The organism is Brachybacterium massiliense (assembly GCF_900184245.1).
Lineage (GTDB): Bacteria > Actinomycetota > Actinomycetes > Actinomycetales > Dermabacteraceae > Brachybacterium > Brachybacterium massiliense.
Genome location: NZ_FXXB01000008.1, coordinates 1,220,246 through 1,241,774, shown reverse-complemented (window position 1 = coordinate 1,241,774; position 21,529 = coordinate 1,220,246). Strand labels below are relative to the sequence as shown.

General features: G+C 70.9%; 19 protein-coding genes and 1 tRNA gene. 11 read left to right on the top strand and 9 right to left on the bottom strand.

Translation table 11 applies throughout. The features are described 5' to 3' along the window. Positions 1-41: 41 nt before the first annotated feature. From BN4251_RS15575 to BN4251_RS15560, 3 genes are all read right to left on the bottom strand, one after another. Positions 42-1,040: a hypothetical protein gene (locus BN4251_RS15575; protein WP_087485934.1), complete on the bottom strand. Its 999-nt coding sequence runs from the start codon at positions 1,038-1,040 to the stop codon at positions 42-44. 611 nt (positions 1,041-1,651) lie between these two features. Next, positions 1,652-1,736 (bottom strand) — tRNA-Ser (locus tag BN4251_RS15565). A gap of 67 nt (positions 1,737-1,803) precedes the next feature. Beyond that, the gene (locus tag BN4251_RS15560; RefSeq protein WP_087485933.1) at positions 1,804-2,817 is read right to left on the bottom strand and encodes a LacI family DNA-binding transcriptional regulator; all 1,014 of its coding nucleotides are present in this window, start codon (positions 2,815-2,817) and stop codon (positions 1,804-1,806) included. 179 nt (positions 2,818-2,996) lie between these two features. On the opposite strand from BN4251_RS15560, the gene BN4251_RS15555 reads away from it, so the two are divergent. From BN4251_RS15555 to BN4251_RS15545, 3 genes are read left to right on the top strand one after another with little or no spacing between them, the layout of a single operon-like run. Continuing rightward, on the top strand, positions 2,997-5,612 hold the full coding sequence (locus BN4251_RS15555) for an HAD family hydrolase (protein ID WP_087485932.1): 2,616 nt from the start codon (positions 2,997-2,999) through the stop codon (positions 5,610-5,612). Between the two features lie 42 nt (positions 5,613-5,654). Continuing rightward, entirely contained in the window at positions 5,655-7,469 is a 1,815-nt protein-coding gene (locus BN4251_RS15550) for an ABC transporter ATP-binding protein (protein ID WP_087485931.1), read from the top strand. Further along, entirely contained in the window at positions 7,469-8,293 is an 825-nt protein-coding gene (locus BN4251_RS15545) for an energy-coupling factor transporter transmembrane component T family protein (protein ID WP_087485930.1), read from the top strand. Before BN4251_RS15550 ends, BN4251_RS15545 begins: the two co-directional genes overlap by 1 nt. 392 nt (positions 8,294-8,685) lie before the next feature. Here the strand turns inward: BN4251_RS15545 and BN4251_RS15540 are convergent, their stop codons facing one another. Both BN4251_RS15540 and BN4251_RS15535 read right to left on the bottom strand, forming a co-directional pair. Further along, positions 8,686-8,793: a methionine/alanine import family NSS transporter small subunit gene (locus tag BN4251_RS15540; RefSeq protein WP_087485929.1), complete on the bottom strand. Its 108-nt coding sequence runs from the start codon at positions 8,791-8,793 to the stop codon at positions 8,686-8,688. A 75-nt stretch (positions 8,794-8,868) separates the two neighbouring features. Beyond that, the gene (locus BN4251_RS15535) at positions 8,869-10,509 is read right to left on the bottom strand and encodes a sodium-dependent transporter (protein ID WP_087485928.1); all 1,641 of its coding nucleotides are present in this window, start codon (positions 10,507-10,509) and stop codon (positions 8,869-8,871) included. Between the two features lie 319 nt (positions 10,510-10,828). Here BN4251_RS15535 and BN4251_RS15530 point away from each other — a divergent pair, with 319 nt between their 5' ends. The 3 genes from BN4251_RS15530 (at position 10,829) to BN4251_RS15520 (ending at position 14,594) form a co-directional block, all read left to right on the top strand. Beyond that, complete coding sequence (locus BN4251_RS15530) at positions 10,829-12,199, top strand: M20 family metallopeptidase (protein WP_087485927.1); 1,371 nt, start codon at positions 10,829-10,831, stop codon at positions 12,197-12,199. A 33-nt stretch (positions 12,200-12,232) separates the two neighbouring features. Then, positions 12,233-13,816 carry an AbgT family transporter gene (locus BN4251_RS15525; protein ID WP_087485926.1) on the top strand — a complete coding sequence of 528 codons (1,584 nt, stop codon included), beginning with the start codon at positions 12,233-12,235 and terminating at the stop codon, positions 13,814-13,816. Positions 13,817-14,033: 217 nt separating this feature from the next. Further along, positions 14,034-14,594 carry a pyridoxine/pyridoxamine 5'-phosphate oxidase gene (locus tag BN4251_RS15520; RefSeq protein ID WP_087485925.1) on the top strand — a complete coding sequence of 187 codons (561 nt, stop codon included), beginning with the start codon at positions 14,034-14,036 and terminating at the stop codon, positions 14,592-14,594. Positions 14,595-14,622: 28 nt separating this feature from the next. Here the strand turns inward: BN4251_RS15520 and nrdF are convergent, their stop codons facing one another. Continuing rightward, on the bottom strand, positions 14,623-15,633 hold the full coding sequence (nrdF, locus tag BN4251_RS15515) for a class 1b ribonucleoside-diphosphate reductase subunit beta (RefSeq protein WP_087485924.1): 1,011 nt from the start codon (positions 15,631-15,633) through the stop codon (positions 14,623-14,625). A 354-nt stretch (positions 15,634-15,987) separates the two neighbouring features. On the opposite strand from nrdF, the gene BN4251_RS15505 reads away from it, so the two are divergent. The 3 genes from BN4251_RS15505 to BN4251_RS15495 are packed head-to-tail and all read left to right on the top strand — an operon-like array spanning position 15,988 to position 18,556. Then, complete coding sequence (locus BN4251_RS15505) at positions 15,988-16,920, top strand: metal ABC transporter substrate-binding protein (RefSeq protein WP_087485923.1); 933 nt, start codon at positions 15,988-15,990, stop codon at positions 16,918-16,920. Continuing rightward, positions 16,917-17,657: a metal ABC transporter ATP-binding protein gene (locus BN4251_RS15500; protein ID WP_087485922.1), complete on the top strand. Its 741-nt coding sequence runs from the start codon at positions 16,917-16,919 to the stop codon at positions 17,655-17,657. The genes BN4251_RS15505 and BN4251_RS15500 overlap by 4 nt, the downstream gene beginning before the upstream one ends. Continuing rightward, the gene (locus BN4251_RS15495) at positions 17,654-18,556 is read left to right on the top strand and encodes a metal ABC transporter permease (RefSeq protein WP_087485921.1); all 903 of its coding nucleotides are present in this window, start codon (positions 17,654-17,656) and stop codon (positions 18,554-18,556) included. The genes BN4251_RS15500 and BN4251_RS15495 overlap by 4 nt, the downstream gene beginning before the upstream one ends. On the opposite strand, the gene BN4251_RS15490 is transcribed toward BN4251_RS15495, so the two are convergent. Then, the gene (locus tag BN4251_RS15490; protein ID WP_087485920.1) at positions 18,532-19,212 is read right to left on the bottom strand and encodes a metal-dependent transcriptional regulator; all 681 of its coding nucleotides are present in this window, start codon (positions 19,210-19,212) and stop codon (positions 18,532-18,534) included. The two genes, BN4251_RS15495 and BN4251_RS15490, sit on opposite strands and share 25 nt — an antisense overlap. A gap of 143 nt (positions 19,213-19,355) precedes the next feature. Beyond that, on the bottom strand, positions 19,356-19,859 hold the full coding sequence (locus BN4251_RS15485; protein ID WP_087485919.1) for a GNAT family N-acetyltransferase: 504 nt from the start codon (positions 19,857-19,859) through the stop codon (positions 19,356-19,358). 53 nt (positions 19,860-19,912) lie between these two features. On the opposite strand from BN4251_RS15485, the gene BN4251_RS15480 reads away from it, so the two are divergent. Both BN4251_RS15480 and BN4251_RS15475 read left to right on the top strand, forming a co-directional pair. Next, entirely contained in the window at positions 19,913-20,377 is a 465-nt protein-coding gene (locus tag BN4251_RS15480; protein WP_087485918.1) for a CidA/LrgA family protein, read from the top strand. Then, positions 20,374-21,072: an LrgB family protein gene (locus BN4251_RS15475; RefSeq protein ID WP_087485917.1), complete on the top strand. Its 699-nt coding sequence runs from the start codon at positions 20,374-20,376 to the stop codon at positions 21,070-21,072. Before BN4251_RS15480 ends, BN4251_RS15475 begins: the two co-directional genes overlap by 4 nt. Before the next feature lie 34 nt (positions 21,073-21,106). Here BN4251_RS15475 and BN4251_RS15470 read toward each other — a convergent pair whose 3' ends face one another. Further along, positions 21,107-21,508 carry an arsenate reductase ArsC gene (locus BN4251_RS15470; RefSeq protein WP_087485916.1) on the bottom strand — a complete coding sequence of 134 codons (402 nt, stop codon included), beginning with the start codon at positions 21,506-21,508 and terminating at the stop codon, positions 21,107-21,109. Between the last annotated feature and the right edge of the window lie 21 nt (positions 21,509-21,529).

The following is a 21,529-nucleotide window of genomic DNA, read 5'->3' as shown; positions in this document are numbered from 1 at the left end:
TCTGCGCGAGGAGGCCGACGGGGCGGGCGGGGCCGGCGCCGTCAGCTGATCTCGGCGGCGTCCACCGACCAGGTGTCGCAGGCGGAGAGGTCGCCGCCGGAGCTGAAGCCGATCTCGAGCCACTTCGCCCGGTTCTCGGGGGAGATGTTCCGCGGCGGATCGCCCTCGGACCAGTTGCCCGGATCGGTGAGGGACTCGCGCAGCGCCGGGCTGGGCTCGGCGTCGCTGGGCACCTGCATCGAGGAGGCCGAGGCGATGCACTGCATCTGCAGGTTGTAGCGCCGCCACGACTCGTCCAGCAGCTCCTGGTCACCGGACTCCTCGAGCAGGGTGCGCATGGTGCTGTAATACAGCCCCACGGAGCTCTGCCAGGTCAGCGCGTTGGTGTAGAGGTAGGCGAGGTCCCACAGGTAGGTGCCGGGCACGTTGGCGGGATCGGTGAGATCCAGCGCCGTGCCGTAGCCGACGGGCCAGTAGATCGTGTTGTCGAGGTTGCACATGCGCGGGAAGTCCGGCTCGAAGCTCGTGTCGCACGAGGCATCGCTCGGGATCTCGGGGTGGGTGTACACCACGACCGTCGGGCTGATCCACGGCAGGTTGCGGTCCGAGCTCGCCGTGGACCACACCCGGTTCAGGCACAGCGCCGACGCATCCAGCACCGCCTGCAGCTCCTCGTCCGAGGGCTCGATCGGGGTGGCGGGCAGCTCGCACTCGGGGACGGTGGGCAGCGTGCCCTCGACCAGCGGGTTCGTCTGCATGACCTCCCACATGTCCTCGACATCGCCCGGCGGTGTATCGAGCGGGGAGATGACCACGAACTCGGAGCCCTCGGCCGGGGTGACATCCTCCGACGGGGTCTCGCTGGGGGACTCCGTCTCGGTCTCTGTCTCCGTCTCGGAGGGGGTGCCGGTGTCCGTGACGGAAGGGGTGTCGGTGGCGACCGGATCCTCGTCCCCGCCACGGCTCAGCACCAGATAGGTGAGGCCGCCGCCCACCACGAGCACCATTGCCAGGACGCAGCCGAGCGCCACGGTGATCACCGCCCACGGACGCTTCGGGGCCGGAGGCTGGCCGTAGCCGCCGGGGCCTTGCGGACCGCCCGGACCGCCGGGACCTTGCGGGCCGCCGGGACCGCTGGGACCTTGCGGGCCGCCCGGACCTTGGGGCCCGCCGGGGCCGGGGCCCTGGGGGCCGCCGTATCCGGGGCCCTGCGGGGGCGGAGGCTGCTGCCATGGAGCCTGCTGGCCGGGCTGCGGCTGGCCGGGTCCCTGTGGGTGGCCGTTCTGGTGCGGTGTTCCGTCGGGTCCCTGAGGTCCGTTGCTCGGACCACCCCATCCTGCGCTGGACATCAGTTCCCCTCACCTGTGTCAGACATGTGCTCACAGAAGGATAGGCGCGCAGGCCGCGCCCCGGTAGGCGCTCGAGCGCGGCCGCCCCCGTCGGCGCCCGATCGGCGGCCGACGCGTGCGCCGTGCGCGGCGCTGACGTGCGCGGACGGGGGAGCGGGGCGAGAGGTCCCGATGCGGTCACGAGTGGAGGGGACGCGATGGGTGCGCGGGGCGGTGGGCCAGTACCCCGGGGCGGCATCGCCCGACATGCGAATGACCCCTGATCCGCGAGCGAACTCGCAGGTCAGGGGCCATTCTTGCGGCGGAGGATGGGGGATTTGAACCCCCGAGGGCGTTAACCCAACACGCGTTCCAGGCGTGCGCACTAGGCCGCTATGCGAATCCTCCAGCGCTCCTCAGAGCAGGTATCAGAGTACCCGACGCACCGGATGCGCGCTAACCGGGCGGGCGCAGGTCACACTCCACTCTCCGCAGCACCCGCCGACAGCGCGGGGCCCGGGCCGGTCGAGTCGCGGATCCGCAGCACCGGCTCGACGCTCGCCGAGGCGTCGTGGTCCCGTCCCGCCAGGCGCTCGCGCAGCATCTGCGCGGCGAGCTTCCCCATCTCCTGCCGGGGCTGGTTCACGCTGGTCAGGTGCGGGCGCACGGTGAGCGCGACCGCGGAGGAGTCGTAGCCGACCACGCTCAGCCGGGCCGGCACCTCGACCCCCAGATCCGCGGCCCGGTGCAGCACCTCCACCGCTGCGATGTCATTCGCCGCGAACACGGCGGTGGGGGCGGTGGGATCGCCCCGGCGCAGCGCCCGCAGCAGCAGGTCGATGCCCTCGCTCGCGGACTCCGGGCCGATCACCTGCGCGTTCTCGCGCAGCCCCAGCCGTTCGGCCTCGGCGAGGAAGCCGGCCCTGCGCATCGCCGGCCCCGGCCGCGTGGACAGGGTCACGTGCGCGAGGCGGCGGTGGCCGCGCTCCACCAGGTGCCGCACCGCGAGCGCCGCCCCGGCCTGGTCCAGGTTCCGCACCGCGTCGGTGCCCGGCACCGCATCCTGCATCCGCCCGATCACCACCACCGGCACCGTGCGCCCGGCCTGCTCGAGCGCGTGCGGGCTCAGCCACGTGGTGACCGCGACGATGCCGTCCACGTCCAGGTCGAGCAGGCGCTGCAGCTGGCGTTCGAGATGGTCGCTGTCGCGCCGGCCATGGGCGATCACCACCCCGAGCCCGAGGGTCTCCGCCTCCGCCTCGATCCCGGCGATGACATCGGTGTGGTACGGATTGCCGAGGTCCGTGGGGATCACCCCGATCAGTCCCGCGCCGCGGCCCCGTCGGCGGTATCCCAGCCGCCGCGCCGCGAGCAGCACCCGCTCCCGGGTGCCCCGAGCCACCCCGGGACGATCGTTCAGCGCCATCGACGCCGCCGCCGAGGAGACCCCCGCCTCCCGGGCGACATCCGCGAGCGTCACCGACTCCATGACACCGGTCTACACGGCCGCACCGCCCGCTGACCTCGGGATCTGAAGAGTTTCAGTGCCCGAGCCGAAGGTGTGGCGGGAGGTTCACCGAGAGTTCACGGGGTGCCCGGGCTTCCTTCCTAGCGTGGCTGGTGCGACGTCGGAACCCCCGGCCTCGCCCCCTTCCAGATCGGAGAGACGTGAGCACTGCGCCTCGCACCCCGCAGCCGGGCCCCACCCCCACCGGGCCCGGCTGCCTCGAGGCGACGCGGCCCGGCGGCGAGCATCCCGCCCTCCCGGCGCCGCGCGCACTGCTGCTGGACTTCGGCGGCGTGGTCATCTCCACCACCTCCCGCCTGAGCTGGGCGCGGGAGCTTGCGGAGATCGTGGTCGAGCGCGCCCGCGCCGTCGGCGCCGAGCTCGAGACCGCCGAGGTCGAGGACTCCCTGCGGGTGGGCCGCTCCGCGCTGTCGCTGTGGAAGAACGCCGCCAGCCGGCGCCTGGCCCCGCGCGAGCTCGCCCCGCGCGAGATCGTCGAGGACTTCCTGCTCGCCGACCTCGCGCCGACGGTGCGCAGCGCCCTCGCGCTCGACGCCCAGGAGCTGCTCGCCGTGATGGCGCCGCTGGTCGCCGAGCATCATCCGCGCCCCGGCATCGCCGAGCTGCTCACCGAGTGCACCACCCGCGGGATCCGGCTCGGGATCGTCTCCAATGCCCACTCCGGCCGCGCCCACCGCACGATCCTGGACAGCCTCGGACTGGCCGAGCACTTCGGGGTGCAGATCTACTCCGACGAGGTGGGGATCCGCAAACCCCATCCGGACATGATCCACCTGGCCACCGAGGCGCTCGGCGTCACCCCCGCTCAGACCTGGTACGTGGGGGACACCCTGGATCGCGACGTGGTCGCCGGGCGCCGCGCGGGCGTGGGCGCCGTGGTGATCACCCGCGACCGCCGTACCGACAACCCTCCCTTCCGCATCACCGACGTGCCCGACCTCGTGCTCGAGACCCCGGAGGGGCTGCTCGAGCCGCTGCGCGAGGCGCTCGACAGCGAGCCGGCGCCGCGCAGCGGCGCGGGCCCGTCGATCGCCCCTGACCGACGCCCCGCCCTGCTGCTGGACCACGGCGGCGTGATCACCCTGTCCACCCCGAACCCGCAGCGCTTCACCGAGGTCGCCGCCCGGATCGTTGCGCTCTCGCAGCGCATCGGCCACCCGATCGACCTCGAGACCGCCGAGCGCGCCGCGGCCGAGGGCTGGGACCGCCACCGCGCCCGCAAGCGGGCCCGCGACGCCTCCGCCGACCCCGCCCACCGGCACGAGGAGATCGACCCGGCGATGCTCTGGGGCGACCTCGTCGGCGCCGAACTGCCCGCCCCGCTGCGCGCCGCCCTCCGGCTCGAGGGCGCGCAGCTGTCCCTGCTCCTGCACCGGAACAAGAACCTGCCCGCCCCGCGCCCCGGTGCGCTCGAGCTGATCCGCTGGTGCCACGAGAACGGGATCGTGGTAGGCATCGTCTCGAACACCATCTCCGGCCGCGGCGTGCGCGAGATCCTCGCCCGCTACGGCCTGGCCGCGATGATCGGCCCCGCCGCGTACTCCGACGAGATCGGGGTGCGCAAGCCCGGCGGCGCGATCTTCGAGGCCGCCCTCGCCGGGCTCGAGACCGACCGGGCCGACGTCGTCTACGTGGGCGACAAGGCCCTGAACGACGGTCGCGGAGGCCGCGACGCCGGCATCGGCACCATCTGCCTGCTGCGCGGCGGCAAGGACTCCGACGAGACCCTCGAGGCCGCACTGACCAGCGGCGACGCCGACCACGTGCTCGATTCCCCCGACCAGGTCATCAGTGTGCTCGCCGCGATGCTGACCATGTCCACCCAGATCCCCGCCCCGCCCGCCGACGACCAGCGCCGCGGCCGCCTGCGCGGCGTCGTCGACGGCGTGCGCCGCACCGAGCTGACCACCTCCCAGAAGCTGATGGTGTTCGTGCTGTCGATGTCCCTGTTCGGGCTGTCGAACATCATCCTCGAGATCGTCCCGGACCCCTCGATCGGGCCCGTGGACATCTCCGTGTCCAACATGATCTTCGTGCCGCTCGCGATGGCGGCGCTGCTGTCCCCGTTCTGGGCTGCGCTCGGCGCACCGCTGGGCGAGATCGTGTTCACCGACCTGCTGATGGGTGACTTCTCCGGCCTCGCCGAGATCGAGGGCTACCTGCAGATGTTCCTCGCGATCTACGTCGGCGGCTCGCTCGTGCGCAATCCCCGCAATCGCCTCCAGATCGCGATCGGCGCGGTCGCGATCATCCTCATCGACAAGATCCTCTCCGCCGTGGTGGACCTCGGCAAGGTGTGGATCGGCGTCGAGGACGCCGAGTACGTCGAGGGGCTGCCCGAATCGGTGCTGACCCTGGAGATCTTGGGCCTCGGCGTGGACGTGATCATGAGCGGCATCCTGCTCGGCGCGATCCCCGCGATCTGGCTGATCCCCGCCCTGCACGGCAAGATCGAGCCGCTGATGGGGATGCGTCCGCGCGTGCCCGGCGAGCCGATCCCCGGCGATGCGCCCCGGACCCCACTGTTCGTGGGCTTCGCGCTGCTGCTGGCGATCGCGTCCTTCGGCTTCGCCTTCCTCGAGGCCTTCGACCTCAGCGCCGGCGCCTGGGAGCCGGACTTCCTGGACCGCTTCGGCAACTGGTTCCTGCTCGTCTCCGTCGCCGCGATCGTGCTGGTGATGGTGGTCGCCCTGGCCCTGTTCCGCCTCTCCCGCACCACCCCCGGAGCCTCCCGGGACGCGGAGACCGAGCGCTGAGGCGCCGGATACCCCGGACGAGCCGAGCCGACCAGGAGCATCATGCAGACCGCGCCCCCGACCACCGCCCCTGAGGCCACCGCGCCCGTGGCCTCCGCGCCCGGGGACGGCACACCCGTCGATCCCGTGATCGTCGTGAAGGACCTGTCCTTCCGCTATCCCGGGGCGGACCGCGACACGCTGCGCAACGTCGATCTCACGATCGAACGAGGCGACTTCGTGGCGGTGGTCGGGGGCAACGGCTCTGCCAAGACCACCCTGTGCAAGACCTTCAACGGCCTGGTCCCGCACTACTGGAACGGGGACTTCGCCGGCTCCGTGCACGTGAACGGGATCGACACCTGGGACTCCTCCGTCGCGGAGCTCTCGAGCCGCGTGGGCTACGTCTACCAGGACTTCCAGAACCAGCTGGTGCGGCCGACGGTCCGCGACGAGGTCGCCTTCGGGCCGTTGAACTTCGGGCACCAGGACTACCGCGAGCGCACCGAGGAGGCGCTCGAGCAGCTGGGCATCTCCCACCTGCGCGACAGCTTCGTCTGGCAGCTCTCCGGCGGGCAGGCACACCTGGTGGCCCTCGCCGCGGTGCTCGCGATGCGGCCCGAGGTGATCGTGGTGGACGAGCCCGTGGCCGAGCTCGACCCGGCCCGCGCCCGTGAGATCTACCTGCGCCTGCGTGCCCTGAACCAGGAGCACGGCATCACCGTGATCGCGATCGAGCACCACGCCGAGTTCATCGCCGAGTTCGCCCGCTCGGTGGTGCTGATGGCCGACGGCGCCCCCGTGTGGCACCTGGGCGTGCAGGACGCGATGGACCGCCACGGCGACCTCGAGGCCCACGGCATCCCCGCGCCCGACGCGGTCTCGCTCACCGCCGCGGTGGGCGAGGAGAGCGTGGCACTCGACGTGCCCTCCGCGGTGACGGCGCTGCGGCCGCATGTGAGGGAGCGCGCTGCCGGGCCCGAGCCGACGGCGGGTTCGTGGCCGACGGCGGACTCGCGGCCGACGGGTGCGGAGACCGGGGACCCGGTCGCCACGCTGCGCGGCATCCACCACGGCTATCGCACCGTCGCCGGCGACCTCGCCCCCGTGCTGGTGGACCTCGACCTCGACCTGCGGGCGGGGGAGCGGATCGCGCTGGTGGGCACCAACGGCGCCGGCAAGACCACCCTGATGAAGCTGCTGACCGGCCTGATCGTGCCCCGCCAGGGCACCGTCACCGTGGACGGGATCGACACCCGCTCCCGCTCCGCAGCACGGCTCTCCGACCACGTCGCCTACCTCTACCAGCACCCCCAGCAGATGTTCCTCAAGGACACCGTGCGGGCCGACGTCGCCCTGTTCCCCACCGGCCGCAGGGTGCCGGACGCCGAGGCGCGGGTCGACGAGGTGATCACGCGGGTGGGGCTGGACCAGCTCGCCGCGCGCGACGGTCGCACGCTCTCCGGCGGCCAGCAGCGCCGCGCCACCATCGCCATCGGCCTCGCGATGCGGCCCACCCTGCTGTTGCTCGACGAGCCCACCTCGAGCCTGGACGTGCGCTCCCGCCACGACGTCACCGGGATGCTCGACTCCCTCGCCGAGACCGTGCGCTGCGCCGTGGTCGCCACCCACGACATGGAGCTCGTGGCCTCCTGGGCCAGCCGCGTGATCGTGCTGGACCAGGGCCGCGTGCTCGCCGACCTCACCCCGCGCGAGCTGTTCTCCCGTCCCGAGCTCACCGCCCAGGCCCGTCTGGTCCCGCCGCAGGCCGCCCGCATCGCCCACCAGCTGGGCCTGGACCCGCTGCCGCTGACCGCCGCGGAGCTGCGCACCCGGCTCGACCTGCCCGCCCTCACCTCAGATCCCCAGGAGCGATGATGGCCCGCAAGACCCATGACGTGCTCAGCGTCGACTGGGTGCGCCTGGAGTTGCTGCGCACCGCCTACTCCACCCGCGGCGGACTCTTCGCCCGCATGGACCCGCGCATGGTCATCGCCTGGTACCTGGTGATGGCGATCGCGCCCTGGTTCACCCACAACCTCACCGTGCTGATCGGCTTCTTCGTGCTCGGCGTGGTCTCGGTGATCCTCGCCCGGGTGGGCCCGCTCGTGCTGGGCCTGTTCGTGATCGGGCTCGGTGCGGACGTGATCGCCCTGTTCGTCGCCGCCTTCCTGTTCGGCGGCGACCTGACCACGCTGATCGCGCTCGCCGAGCTGAACCTCAAGCTCGGCGCCGTCTCGATGGCGTCGATGGCGGCCTTCGTGTCCCTGGACCCCGAGAAGCTCTCCGACGCCCTGCTCGCGCTGCGCGCCCCCGAGCTGCTCGCCTTCGGGGTCAGCTACGGGTACCGGATGCTGCCGATCCTGGTGGACGAGTACGTCACCGTGTTCGAGGGACAGCGGCTGCGCCACGCCCCGCCCGAGCGGCGCGGGCTGCTGGGCTGGCGCGTGGTGTGGCAGTGGTGCGTGATGGCGGTGACCGCGTTCTACCCGATCATGCTCAACACCGCCAAGAACGTGCGCACCACGGTCGAGGCGCTCGAGACCCGCGGCTTCACCTACGGGGCGTCCAACCCCGCAGGCCGCACCCTGCGCCTGGCCTACCTGAGGGTAACGGGCCTGGACGTGGCCGTGCTCGCCGCGACCGCGCTGACCGTGATCGGCGCCTACTGGCTGGGCGCGCAGTTCCCGCTGCACCGGTGAGGGGGCGGGGAGCGCGGCGCGGGACTGCGGCCCCGTCCGGTGCGCGGAACTCCACGGCCCTGGCAGTTTCTCGATCCCCAAGGTCCTGGCCGGTGCACGGTGAGATGACGAGTACGGGCCTATGGCAGCACGCACTGGCGATATGACCAGTGAGTGCTGCCATAGGCCCGCGGACGACACGCCCCGAGCATGGCCGGGCGGCGACCCCGGTCCAGCCGTCCAGCTGTCCAGCCGTCCAGCTGTCCAGCCGTCCAGCTGCCCCGCCGCGCTGCCACCCAGAAATGAAGCCCAGGGACCGATGCGCGATCACACATCGGTCCCTGGGCTTCATTTCTGGGTGGGGGCAGGACCGGGCCGGGGCCGGGGCCAGCCCGGACCGGCCGCGGCTCAGGTCAGTCGTCGTTCTCCGGGTGACGGCGCAGGTTGACGATGGCGGCGGCGAGGCCGCCCCAGACGGTGGCGATCGCAACGATCATCATGACGATGGAGGCGAAGGACATGATCACTCCTGGTGGGTGAGGGGAGGAAGGACTGGCGGGGCAGGGGCCGGCCGGTGCGGGTCGGCCCCTGCCCGGTCACGGGGCTGAGCGCAGCTCGTGCGGGGACTCGGCCTCGGGCACGATGACCAGACCCTTGCCGGCCACGGCCTCCGGAGCGATCGGGTCGCCGTCGGAGTCGGCCTTGTAGAGGTTCGAGCCGGCGGGCCACGGGATCAGGGAGAGCCCGATCGCGACCACCACCAGACCGATCGCCATCAGCCAGCCGAACACCAGCACGAACCAGCCGGGGTAGCCCTCGTAGGTGCCCTCGGCGGTGAGCAGGCTGATGGTGGACAGCACCAGCGAGACGCCGAGCACCACCGGGGCGATCACGGCCACGAACACCATCCACAGGCGCCCCACCGGGAAGCTGCCGCGATGGTTGAGGTGATCGCGCAGCGTGGGCAGGCCTCGCACCGCGTAGGAGACGATCAGCGTGGACACCGCCGCGGCGGCGACGATCCCGTACTCGTTGACCCACTTGTCCATCACGTCCAGCAGCGGCAGGCCCATCGTGGTCGAGAACAGCACCACGGAGACCACGGCCATCGGCACGCTGACCAGGAGGGTCGCGGAGAGGCGGGCCAGGCCGAACTTGTCCTGGACCGCGGCGATGACCACCTCGACGATCGAGATCAGGGAGGTGAAGCCTGCGAGCACCAGGGAGCCGAAGAACAGCACGCCGATCAGCGCACCGGCCGGGGCCTCGGAGATGATGGTGGGGAAGGCGATGAAGGCCAGGCCCACGCCGGAGGTGACGACCTCGTCGATCGCCACGCCCTGCGCCTGGGCCATGAAGCCCAGCGCCGAGAACACGCCGATGCCGCACAGGATCTCGAAGCCCGAGTTCGCGAAGCCCACCACCAGACCGGAGCCGGTGAGGTCGGTCTTCTTCTTCAGGTAGGAGGAGTAGGTGAGCATGATGCCGAAAGCCACCGAGAGCGAGAAGAAGATCTGCCCGTAGGCGGCGATCCACACGCCCGGGTCCAGCAGCGCGGCCCAGTTGGGCTGGAAGAAGGCGTCCAGGCCGTCGACCGCGCCGGGCAGGAACAGCGAGCGCACCACCAGGATCACGAACATCACCACCAGCAGCGGGATGAACACGACCGCGCTGGCAGAGATGCCCTTCTGCACGCCGAGCGCCATCACGACGATCACCGCGAGCCACACCACGATCATCGAGATCAGCACGGCGGGCACGATGTCGAAGGAGACGGTCGCCTCGGCGCCCCCGAGCGCCTTGGTGTACTCGCCGAAGAACGCCCCGGGGTCATCGCCCCAGCGCTGGTCGAGCGAGAAGATCGTGTAGTTCGTGGCCCAAGCCAGGATCAGCGCGTAGTACAGCGCGATGATCAGGGCGATCAGCACCTGCCACCAGCCGATGAACTCGGTCCAGCGCGTGAAGCGGCGCCAGGCGGCGGGGGCGGAGCCGCGCCAGCGGTGGCCCAGGGCGTAGTCCAGGAACAGCAGCGGGACGCCGGCGGTCAGCAGCGCGACCAGGTACGGCAGGATGAACGCGCCGCCGCCGTTCTCATAGGCCACGGCGGGGAAGCGCCAGATGTTGCCCAGGCCCACGGCGGAGCCGATGGCGGCGAAGATGAACGCGATGCGGCCGGAGAAGGCGCCGCGATCGGCGCTCGGCGCTGCGGCGCCGGCGGATGAGGTCGATGCACTCACGGTGTGCCTCCGAGGGAGCTGCGCCGCCTGGCGGCGCGTGGTGGGAGCCGTCGACGATGACGGCCCGAGGAAGGGACGTGCCCGAGGGCGATGCCGGTCCGCGGGGGTGGGCGGCCGAGAGCGCACGAGTACGGGATCGCCGCGTCGCGCTGTGAGGATCGTACCGCTCCACAGGGCAGCGGCGGGAGACCGCGGGGCCGGGCCAGCGGGGTGGGCGCGCGCGGGCGGTTGCCGACAGTGGCGATGCTCCGGTGAACCTTCCTCCTCGGATCGGCCAAGTCGTCACCCGGCAGGTGCGATCTGCCTTACATTGGCCGACATGTCTTCAGAGTCGACGGCGAGTTCCGAGGCCCGATGCCCCGAGGTCTCCACCAGCTATCTGCGGCAGCTCGATGAGGAGCGCGAGGCCGCGATGCGCGTCTCCGTTCATCCGGGCTCCGCCTACGAGGGCGCCTCGGAACAGCTCCATGCCCGGCTGGAGGAGCTCATCGCACGCGAGGCCGCCGAGATGACCGAGCTGATGCTCGACCTGGCCGCTCACCCTGAGGTCGCCTTCGAGGAGCACCGTTCCGCCCGTGCTCTCGCGCAGTCCCTCGCCGCGCACGGCATCGACGCGCAGGTGGGGGCGTACGGGCTGGACACCGCGATCCGGGCCGAGATCCGCGGCGCCGGCGCGGAGCGCGACGATGCGCCGACGCTCGCGATCCTGGCCGAGTACGACGCCCTGCCCGGCGTGGGCCACGGCTGCGGCCACAACGTCATCGCCGTGATGGGGCTGGGAGCGTTCCTCGCCCTCGCGGCGATCGCCGAGGAGGACCCGTCGGCCGTGCCGGGACGCATCGTGTTCCTCGGCACCCCCGCCGAGGAGGGCCACACGGGCAAGGAGTACATGGCGCGCGAGGGCGCCTTCGAGGGGCTCGATGCCGCGGTGATGGCGCACCCCTACGGCTACGACCTCGCCGATCAGACCTGGCTGGGGCGGCGCACCCTCACCGTCGAGTACCACGGGCACACCGCCCACGCCTCCGCCCAGCCCTTCATGGGCCGCAATGCGCTGGACGCGGCGAGCCTGATGTATCAGGGGCTCGGCCTGCTGCGGCAGCAGACCCCGCCCACCGACCGTATCCATGCCGTGATCCGCGAGGGCGGGGAGCGGGCCAGCGTCATCCCCGACCACGCACGGCTCGATCTGTACGTCCGCTCGCAGCGGCCCGAGACCCTGAAGGTGCTCTCGGAGAGGGTCGAGGACGTCGCCCGGGGTGCGGCGCTGATGGCCGGCGTCGGCCTCACCGTGCGCTGGGACGAGCATCCGCCCTCTCTGCCGGTGCGCACCAACGAGACGCTCACCGGGCGCTGGGTGCAGGCGCAGCGTCGCCGCGGCCGCGACCCGCTGCCCCACGGCGTGGTCTCCCCGTCGCTCGCCGCCTCGACCGACTTCGGCAACGTCAGCTACCGGGTCCCCGGCATCCACCCGGTGATCCGCATCGCCCCGCCCGAGGTCGCGCTGCACACCCGCGAGTTCGCGACCTGGGCCGTCTCCGAGCAGGCGCGCGACGCGGCGGCCGACGGGGCCTACGGCCTCGCCGCGACCGTGCTCGATACGCTCCACGACCCGGCGCTGGCGGCGTCGGTCGCCTCCGAGTTCGAGGCTGCCGGGGGCGCGATCGACGTGCCCGCCTACTTCGACTGACCTCCTCGTCCCGATACCCCTCTGGAGTCCCCCATGACCGCTGCACAGACCGGGCCCGCGAAGTCCGGACTCACCGATCGGGCCCTGAACTGGGTCGAATGGGCAGGCAACAAGCTGCCCGAACCGTTCATGCTCTTCATCGTGCTGTTCCTGATCACGGGAGCGGTCTCGACCGGCATGGAGATGGCCGGCGTCGTGGTCCAGGTGCCCGGCTCCGACGAGCCGACGGTGATCAAGGGCCTGTTCACCGGTGAGGGCATGGCCTGGCTGACCACCAACCTCGGCATCAACTACATCGGCTTCCCGCCCCTGGTGACCGTGATGCCGATCCTGCTCGCGATCGGCATCGCCCAGCACTCCGGGCTGCTCGCCGCCGCGATCCGCAAGCTGTTCGGCTCGGCCCCGGCCTGGCTGCTGCCCTACGTGGTGGGCTTCGTGGGCGTGGTCTCCTCGATCATGGCCGACTCCGCCTTCGTGGTGGTCCCGCCGCTGGCGGCCCTGGTGTTCAAGGCCGCCGGGCGCCACCCCGTGGCAGGCCTGCTGGGCGGCTTCGCCGCGGCGGGCGCCGGCTACTCCACCAACATCTTCCCCACCTCGCTCGATGCGCTCTTCGCCGGCATCACCACCTCCGTGATGGACGCTCTGCCCGGCTTCGAGTTCACCGCTGTGAACCCGGTGTCGAACTGGTGGTTCAACATCGTCTCCTCGCTCATCCTGGGCTTCGTGGCCGGCTTCATCATCGACAAGCTGATCGAGCCGCGCCTGCGCCGCCAGAACGTTCCTGTCGACGAGGTCGCCGTGGAGGACGCCGAGGACTCCGCCGAGAGCGCCGAGCAGATGCGCGCCGCCCTCACCCCGAAGGAGAACAAGGGCCTGCTGGTCGCGGTGCTGAGCGGCGTCGTGCTCACCGCGCTGATCCTGCTCGCCGTGCTGCCCGAGGGCTCCCCGTGGCGGAACGAGGACGGCGGCTTCCTGCCGAAGTCCCCGCTGCTGAGCTCGATCGTGTTCATCGTGGTCGCGTACTTCATGGTGGTGGGCACCGCCTACGGCGTGATCGTCGGGACGCTGCGCAATACCCGCGATGCGGTGCAGATGATGTCCGACGCGCTCAAGGAGATGCTGCCGTTCATCGTGCTCGCGTTCATCCTCGGCAACTTCATCTCGCTGTTCAACTGGTCCGGCATCGGCACCTGGATCGCCGTGACCGGAGCGGCGGGCCTCGAGAACGCGGGCCTGACCGGCTTCGCCGCGATCATCGGCTTCATCCTGCTGGCGAGCGTGCTGAACCTGTTCATCATCTCCGGCTCCGGCATGTGGGCGATCATGGGCGCCGTGTTCGTGCCGATGTTCGCGCTGATCGGCTACGAGCCCGCCTTCACCCAGGCCGCCTTCCGCGTGGGCGACTCCGCCACCCAGGTCATCACCCCGATGAACCCGTACATGATCGTGCTGCTGGGCATGCTGCGGAAGTACGAGCCCGAGGCGGGCCTGGGCACGCTGATGGCGCGGATGCTCCCGTTCGTGATCCCGTTCTGGGTGGTGTGGACCGTCATCCTGGCCGTGTTCTTCTTCTTCGACCTCCCCATCGGCCCGGGCAACGGCATCTTCATGGAGTGAGCGGGGGCCGGCCTGCGCCGGCTCGGTCCGGTCCGGTCGCGCCTCCGTCCGCGCGCCCCGCGCTCGGCTCGGCCGCCCCGACACCAAAGTATTGAAGCCCAGGGACCGATGTGTGCGCTCGCATCGGTCCTGCGGCCGCAGAACTTCGGCAAACTGCGGCCCGAAACCTCGGCAACCTGCGGTGTGTCGGCGGGGCCGGCGGGGTGAGGATGGGGGCATGAGCGATCTCGCCGCGCGTCTGCGCGCCCTGCCCTCCTTCCCCGATGACATGCCCGAGCTCGACCCGGGCGCCGCCCCCGAGGACCCGGCCGAGCTGCTCCTGAGCTGGCTCGAGGACGCGATCGCGGCCGGGGTGCGGCAGCCGCATGCCATGACCTTCCAGACCCTCGGCGCCGACGGCGGCCCCGTCGGCCGCACCCTGATCCTCAAGGATCTCGACCAGCGCGGGCTGCACGTCTCCACCCACCGCACCTCCCGCAAGGGCGAGCAGCTGGCGGCGGATCCGCGGGCGGCGATGACGTTCTTCTGGCGCGAGAGCGGACGGCAGGTGCAGATCGGCGGGACCGTGCACGCCCTCGAGGAGGAGACCTCCCGGGCGGACTGGCTGGCCCGCCCCACATCGGACGGACGGCCGAACCCGGACTGGCAGGTCTACGCGCTGCAGCCGGAGCGGTACGAGTTCCTGCAGGCCCGGCACGACCGTCGCCACCGCCGTCTCGGCTACCGCCGCGAGGGCGGGAGCTGGACGCACGCCGAGGTCACCACGCCGGCCGGCTGAGGCCTCGCCGACGGACCGATCCGAGCACCTAGAAGTCCCAGTCGTCGTCGCTGGTGTGCTCGGCCTTGCCGATGACGTAGCTCGAGCCGGAACCGCTGAAGAAGTCGTGGTTCTCGTCCGCGCTGGGCGCGAGGGCCGCGAGGATCTCGGGGCTGACCATCGTCTCGTCAGCGGGGAACCGTGCCGGATAGCCGAGGTTCATCAGGGCCTTGTTCGCGTTGTAGCGCACGAAGGCGGAGACGTCCTCCATCAGGCCGAGCGGTGCGTAGAGCTCACCGGAGTAGTCGAGCTCGAGCTCGTAGAGCTCGTCGAGCAGGGCGAACGTGAACTCGCCCATCTCGTCACGACGATCGGGGTGCGCGTCGAGGCCTCGCTGGTACTTGTAGCCGGAGTAGTAGCCGTGGACGGCCTTGTCGCGCAGGATCAGCCGGATCATGTCGGCGGTGTTCGTGAGGGTGGCGCGCACGGAGAAGTGCAGGGGCAGGTAGAAGCCGGCGTAGAGCAGCAGGCTCGAGAGAAGGGTGGAGGAGACCTTCCGCTTCAGGGGGTCGGGCCCGTAGTAATGGTGCAGCACCTTCTTGCACCGTTCCTGCAGCAGGTCATTGCCGATCGCCCACTCGTACGCCTCGTCGATCTCACGGGTGCTGGTCAGGGTCGAGAACACTGAAGAGTACGAGCGAGCATGGACGGACTGCATGAACGCGATGTTGGTGTAGACCGCCTCCTCGTGCTCGGTGCGGGCGTCCTGGATCTGGCACACCTCGCCGACGGTGGCCTGCACGGTGTCGAGCATCGTGAGTCCGGTGAAGACCCGCATGGTGAGTGTGCGCTCGTGGGGAGCGAGGCCCTGCCAGGCCTGGTGGTCGTTGGACAGCGGCACCTTCTCCGGCAGCCAGAAGTTCGCGGTCAGCCGGTTCCACACCTCGAGGTCCTTCTCGTCGTCGACCCGGTTCCAGTTGATCGGGCGCAGCCGCGCGGCGGGATCGTGCCGGTACCCGGGAGGGGTGATCGACCCTCTGGCGGTCGATGTGATGGTCATGTCGTTCTCCTGTTCTCGTTCTACGTGTCGTCGGCCGGCTGCGCCTGCTCCCAGAAGCGGTCGAGCCCGTCGTCCACGCGGTCGACGGCGTGCGGGTGCCCAGGAGCTCGAAGCGAGAGAGCTCCGGGACGCCGCATCTGCGGGAGATGACGGGGCCGGCCAGGCAGCAGTGCTCGCCCCTGCGGACGGTCTAGATGTTGTGCCCGATGGGCGGTCAGGCGCCACATGTAGTGATATCAGGGGTGTTGCCCATTTCGGTTACGCCACGCCGATTTGATAACTTCGGCGTGCCTAACATTAGGATCAGCGGGTCGGGACCACCGTGGTCGCGGTCGGAAGGGAGAGGAGTCACGGATGCTCGGACACGGGGGATGGAAGACAGCGCTGGCAGGGATCACAGCAAGCACTGCGCTGGTGCTCGCGGGATGTTCCGCAGAGGTGGGCACAGAGGGTGCGGACGGTGAGAAGCCGGTGGTGCTCACGACGTTCACCGTGCTGCAGGACATCGCACAGAACGTCGCGGGCGAGCACCTGGTGGTCGAATCGATCACCAAGTCGGGGGCGGAGATCCACGGCTACGAGCCGACTCCGGGAGACATCCGCAGAGCTGCGGACGCCGACCTCATCCTCGACAACGGGCTCAACCTCGAGGTGTGGTTCGCGCAGTTCGTCGAGGAGGCGGACGCGCCCCACGCCGTCGTGTCCGAGGGGGTGGATCCGATCGACATCGCCGGGGACGCCTATGCGGGCACACCCAACCCCCACGCCTGGATGAGCCCGAAGAACGTGCAGGTGTACGTCGACAACATGGTCGACGTCTTCAGCGATCTCGACCCGGCGCACGCGGCGGACTACGAGAGCAACGGGGAGCTCTACACGCAGCAGCTCCAGGAGGTGCAGGACGATCTCGTCGGCGCGCTCGATGGCCTGCCGGATTCCCACCGAGCACTGGTGACCTGCGAGGGTGCGTTCTCCTACCTCGCCCGCGATGCCGGGCTGACGGAGAAGTACATCTGGCCCGTCAACGCCGAGCAGCAGGCGACGCCGCGGCAGATCGCCGCCGTGATCGAGTTCGTCGACGAAAACGACGTGCCGGCCGTGTTCTGCGAGTCCACCGTCTCCGACGCCCCCATGCAGCAGATCGTCGGCGCCACGGGCGCACGCTTCGGGGGGACGCTGTACGTCGACTCCCTCTCCGAGGCCGACGGGCCGGTGCCCACCTACCTGGATCTCATCCGGCACGACACGGACACGATCGTCGCAGCACTCACGGGGAGCGACTCGTGACGGCGGCGATCGAGGTCGACGGCGTGACCGTCCGCTACGGCGAGGCGCTCGCACTCGACGACGTATCGCTCGAGGTGCCGACGGGGGCGGTGACGGGGTTGATCGGGATGAACGGCTCGGGGAAGTCGACCCTCTTCAAGGCGATCACCGGAATGATCCGGCCCGAGAGCGGCCGCATCCTGCTCGATGGCGCATCGCCCGCCCGTGCACGCCGGCGGGGAGCGGTGGGCTATGTGCCCCAGAGCGAGGCGGTGGACTGGTCCTTCCCCGTCTGCGTGCGCGACGTGGTGATGATGGGCCGGTTCGGTCGCCAGGGCCCGACGCGACGAGTGCGGGCCTGCGACCGTCTCGCCGTCGACGACGCCCTGGAGCAGGTGGAGCTCACGGCGTACGCCGAACGGCAGATCGGTCAGCTCTCCGGCGGGCAGAAGAAGCGTGCCTTCGTCGCCCGGGCGATCGCGCAGGATGCGCGGATCATGCTGCTGGACGAGCCGTTCGCCGGCGTGGACAAACGCAGCGAGGCCACCATCGTCGAGCTCCTGCGCGCGCTCGCCGATGACGGCCGCACCGTTCTGGTCTCCACCCACGACCTGCATGCGCTGCCGCAGCTGGCAGACCAGGCGGTGCTGCTGCTGCAGAAGGTCCTCTTCCACGGGAAGGTGGACGAGGCCCTCGCGCCCGAACGGCTCGCGCTCGCCTTCGGCCTGGACGTGCTCGGACGGGACGGAGTGGCATGACCCCGCTGGACTGGATCATCGAACCGCTCTCGTACGACTTCATGACCCGTGCACTCGTCACCACCGTGATCGCGGCGGTGGTGTGCGCGCTCCTGTCGTGCTGGCTCGTGCTGATCGGCTGGTCGCTCATGGGCGATGCGGTCTCCCATGCCGTGCTCCCCGGCGTGGTGATCGCCTACATCCTCGGCGTCCCGTTCGCCCTCGGTGCGCTCGTCTTCGGCGTCGCCGCCGTCGGGCTGATCGGGCTGGTGCGTGGGACCAGCCGGGTCAAGGAGGATGCCGCCATCGGCATCGTCTTCACCACGCTCTTCGCGCTGGGGCTGGTGCTCATCTCGGTCACCCCCAGCCACACCGACCTCAATCACATCATCTTCGGCAACATCCTCGGCGTCTCCCGTGCAGATCTGGTCCAGGTCGCCGTCCTCGCGAGTGCCGCGTTCACCGTCCTCGTCCTCACGCGACGCGATCTGACGCTCTACGCCTTCGACCCGACGCATGCCCATGCCATCGGCCTGTCCCCGCGCGTCCTCGGCGCCCTGCTGCTCGGGGTGCTCGCGCTGACCGCGGTCGTCGCCCTCCAGGTCGTGGGAGTCGTGCTGGTCGTCGCGATGCTGATCATCCCGGGAGCCACCGCGTACTTGCTCACCGATCGCTTCGGCCGGATGCTCGTGATCGCACCGGTGCTCTCCTCCCTCTGCTCGGTGCTCGGGATCTACATCAGCTATTGGGCCGACGCCTCACCCGGGGGCCTCGTCGTCGTCACCCAGGGCTGCGCCTTCGCTCTCGTCTACCTCCTGGGCCCGAAGCACGGTCTCCTCGGGCAGGGCTCCCGGGCTCGCCGTCATCGACGCGGAGCGGTGCGTCTGCCTGCGGATCAGGCCGGTTCCGTCGAGACGTAGAGGGCATCCGTCGCCGCGCGCCCCAGCAGGACCGGCGCGCTCGATGCGGCGGCATGCACTTCCAGCGCATCGGAGAAGGGTGCGCCTGCCTCGACCGTGAGCGTGACCCCGACGCCTATGCCCTGGGAGGCGAAGAACTGCAGCATCGACGGGTCCGAGTCGGAGATCCGCTCCACTACGACCCGTCTGCCCACACCGACCTCGGTGAGGCGCCGAGCGTCGGGGATGGTCACGGCACCCTCCGCCGTGGGGATCGGATCGCCGTGAGGATCGCGCACGGGGCGACCCAGGACATGATCGATCCGCTCGACCATGAGGTCCGAGACGGCATGCTCGAGCACCTCGGCCTCGTCATGGACCTGGTCCCACCGGTAGCCGAGGACCTCCACGAGGAACGTCTCGATCAAGCGGTGCCGTCGCACCATCGTCAGGGCGTAGGTGCGACCGGTCTCCGTGAGCTCGACCGCGCCGTATCGGGCGTGGGTCAGCAGGCCCTGTTCGGTGAGCTTCCGCACCGCATCGGAGGTGGAGGACAGCGCGACCCCGACACGCTGGGCGATGAGCGTCAACGTCACCGCCTCATCGCTCCACTCGGACAGCCCCCAGATCGCCTTCAGGTAGTTCTGGGCGCTGGTGGACAGATGAGTGACGGACATGGCACGAGGGTATCGCCGAACATTCCACTTCGGCACCGGGAAGTCGACGGTCCGGCAACCGTCGTGAAGGAGGGAACTGGGTGCATCATCAGGTCAGCCCCCTGCTCGCTGGCATGGCTCTCCACGCCTCGGCGCTCGGAACCTCAGCGCTCGAGCACGAACCTCCGGTGGGGCCGTCCATAGGCGATGACCCGCCCCTCGTCGACGAAGCCGAGCCGCGCGAGCACCCGCGCCGAGGCGGGGTTGTCGACGTCGGCGACCGCGAGCAGACGCGGCAGCTCGAGCGGGCCGAAGGCCGCCGCCACGCACAGCCGCGCCGCCTCGGTGGCCAGGCCTCGCCCCCACCATGCCCGGGCGAGCGTGTAGCCGAGCTCGACTCCGTCCGCGGTGACCTCGAGCCCGGCGTCCCCGATCAGCGTGCCCGTGGCCCGGTCGCACACCGCCCAGAACGCGAAGCCGTGCTGGGCCTGATGCTCGCGATACGCGGCCAGCATCCGCGCGGACTCCTCAGCGGTCACGGCCCCGCCCTCGCCCACATGCCGCATCACCTCCGGATCGCCGTAGACGCGATGCATCGCCTCGAGATCCGCCTCGACGAAGGGGCGCAGGTCCAGGCGGTCGCCGCGCAGCGGGAAGTCCAGGGGCATCCCACCAGTATCCCGTCACCGCGGCGTCGGCTCCGCGATGGCACGATGTCCTCATGTCCCGCGCCGCCCTCCTCCCGCCCGTGCTGTTGGGACTGGTGATCCTGCTGCTCGTGCAGATGGTGGGTCTCGCTGCGGAGGCGCTGCTGGGCCTGCCGATCCCCGGGGTGGTGATCGGCCTGGTGCTGCTGGTGGGGCTGGGTCTGCTGCGCCCCACCCGAGCCGTGGTGCGCGCGGCCGAGCCCGCCGCGACCCCGCTGCTGGCGCACCTGCAGCTGCTGTTCGTCCCGCCGGGCGTGGGGATCGTGCTCGAGATGCAGGCCCTCGCGCAGAACGCGCTGCCGATCGCGCTCGCCGTGGGCGGATCCTTCGTGGCGACTCTCCTGCTCAGCGGCGCGCTGCTGCAGGCGCTGCTGCGCCGCCAGGACCGCCGACGCGGCACAGCCGACGGCACAGCAGACGGCGCCGCGGGCGGCGCAGCCGACGGCACTGCGGGCGGTCCCGAGGGGGAGCCGGCATGAGCGCGCTGTACGAGCTGCCCGTCTTCGGCCTCACCCTCACCCTCGGGATCTACCTGGTCTCCTACGCGCTCTACCACCGCCTGGGCCGGCCCGGTCTGCTCTCCCCGGTGCTGATCACGGTGATCGGGGTAGCGGCGGTGCTGCAGCTGATGGGGATGCCGTATGCCCTGTACATGCAGCAGGTGACGCTGCTGACCCTGCTGCTGGGCCCCGCGACCGTGGCCCTCGCGGTGCCGCTGCTGCGCAACGGGCGGGCGCTGGCCTCCTCCGCGCCGGCGGTGGTGCTCACGCTCGTGCTCGGCGGCTTGGTGAGCATCGCGGTGACGGTGGGCGCGATGGTGGGACTCGGGGCCGACGAGGCCATGCTGCGCGCCGCGCTGCCGCGCTCGGTGACCTCGCCCGTCGGCCTCACCATCGCCGAGACGCTGCAGGCGTCCGTGCCGATGGCCGTGGTGCTCACCCTGATCTCGGGGGTGCTCGGCGCCGTGGTGGGCCCGGCGCTGCTGACCCTGATCAGGGTGCGGGACGAGCGGGCGCGCGGCTTTGCGATCGGGCTGACCTCGCACGGCATCGGCACCTCGAGGGTGCTGTCCGAGTCGACGGTCTCCGGCGGCTGGTCGAGCGCCGCGATGGTGCTGAACGCCCTGGTGATGACGGTGACGCTGCCGATGGTGGCGGCGCTGGTCACGGGCTGATCCGGCAGCGGTGCCGCGCACAGGCGAGCGCCGGTCAGGCTCCGAGGCTCGCGATCAGCTCCTCGACGCGAGCGCGGATGTCGTCGCGGATCGGGCGCACCGCCTCGACGCCCTGACCAGCAGGATCGGGCAGCTCCCAGTCCTCATAGCGCTTGCCGGGGAAGATGGGGCAGGCATCCCCGCACCCCATGGTGATCACCACGTCGGAGAGCTGGACGGCCTCGCGGGTGAGCACGGTCGGGGACGCGGCGGTGATGTCCACGCCCTGCTCCGCCATCGCCTGGACGGCCGCGGGGTTGATCGAATCGGCGGGGGCGGAGCCGGCCGAGCGCACCTCGATGCGGTCTCCCGCGAGGTGGCGCAGCCAGCCGGCCGCCATCTGGGAGCGCCCGGCATTGTGGACGCAGACGAACAGGACGCTGGGACGATCGGACATGGCGGCTCCTGGAGGGGGCGA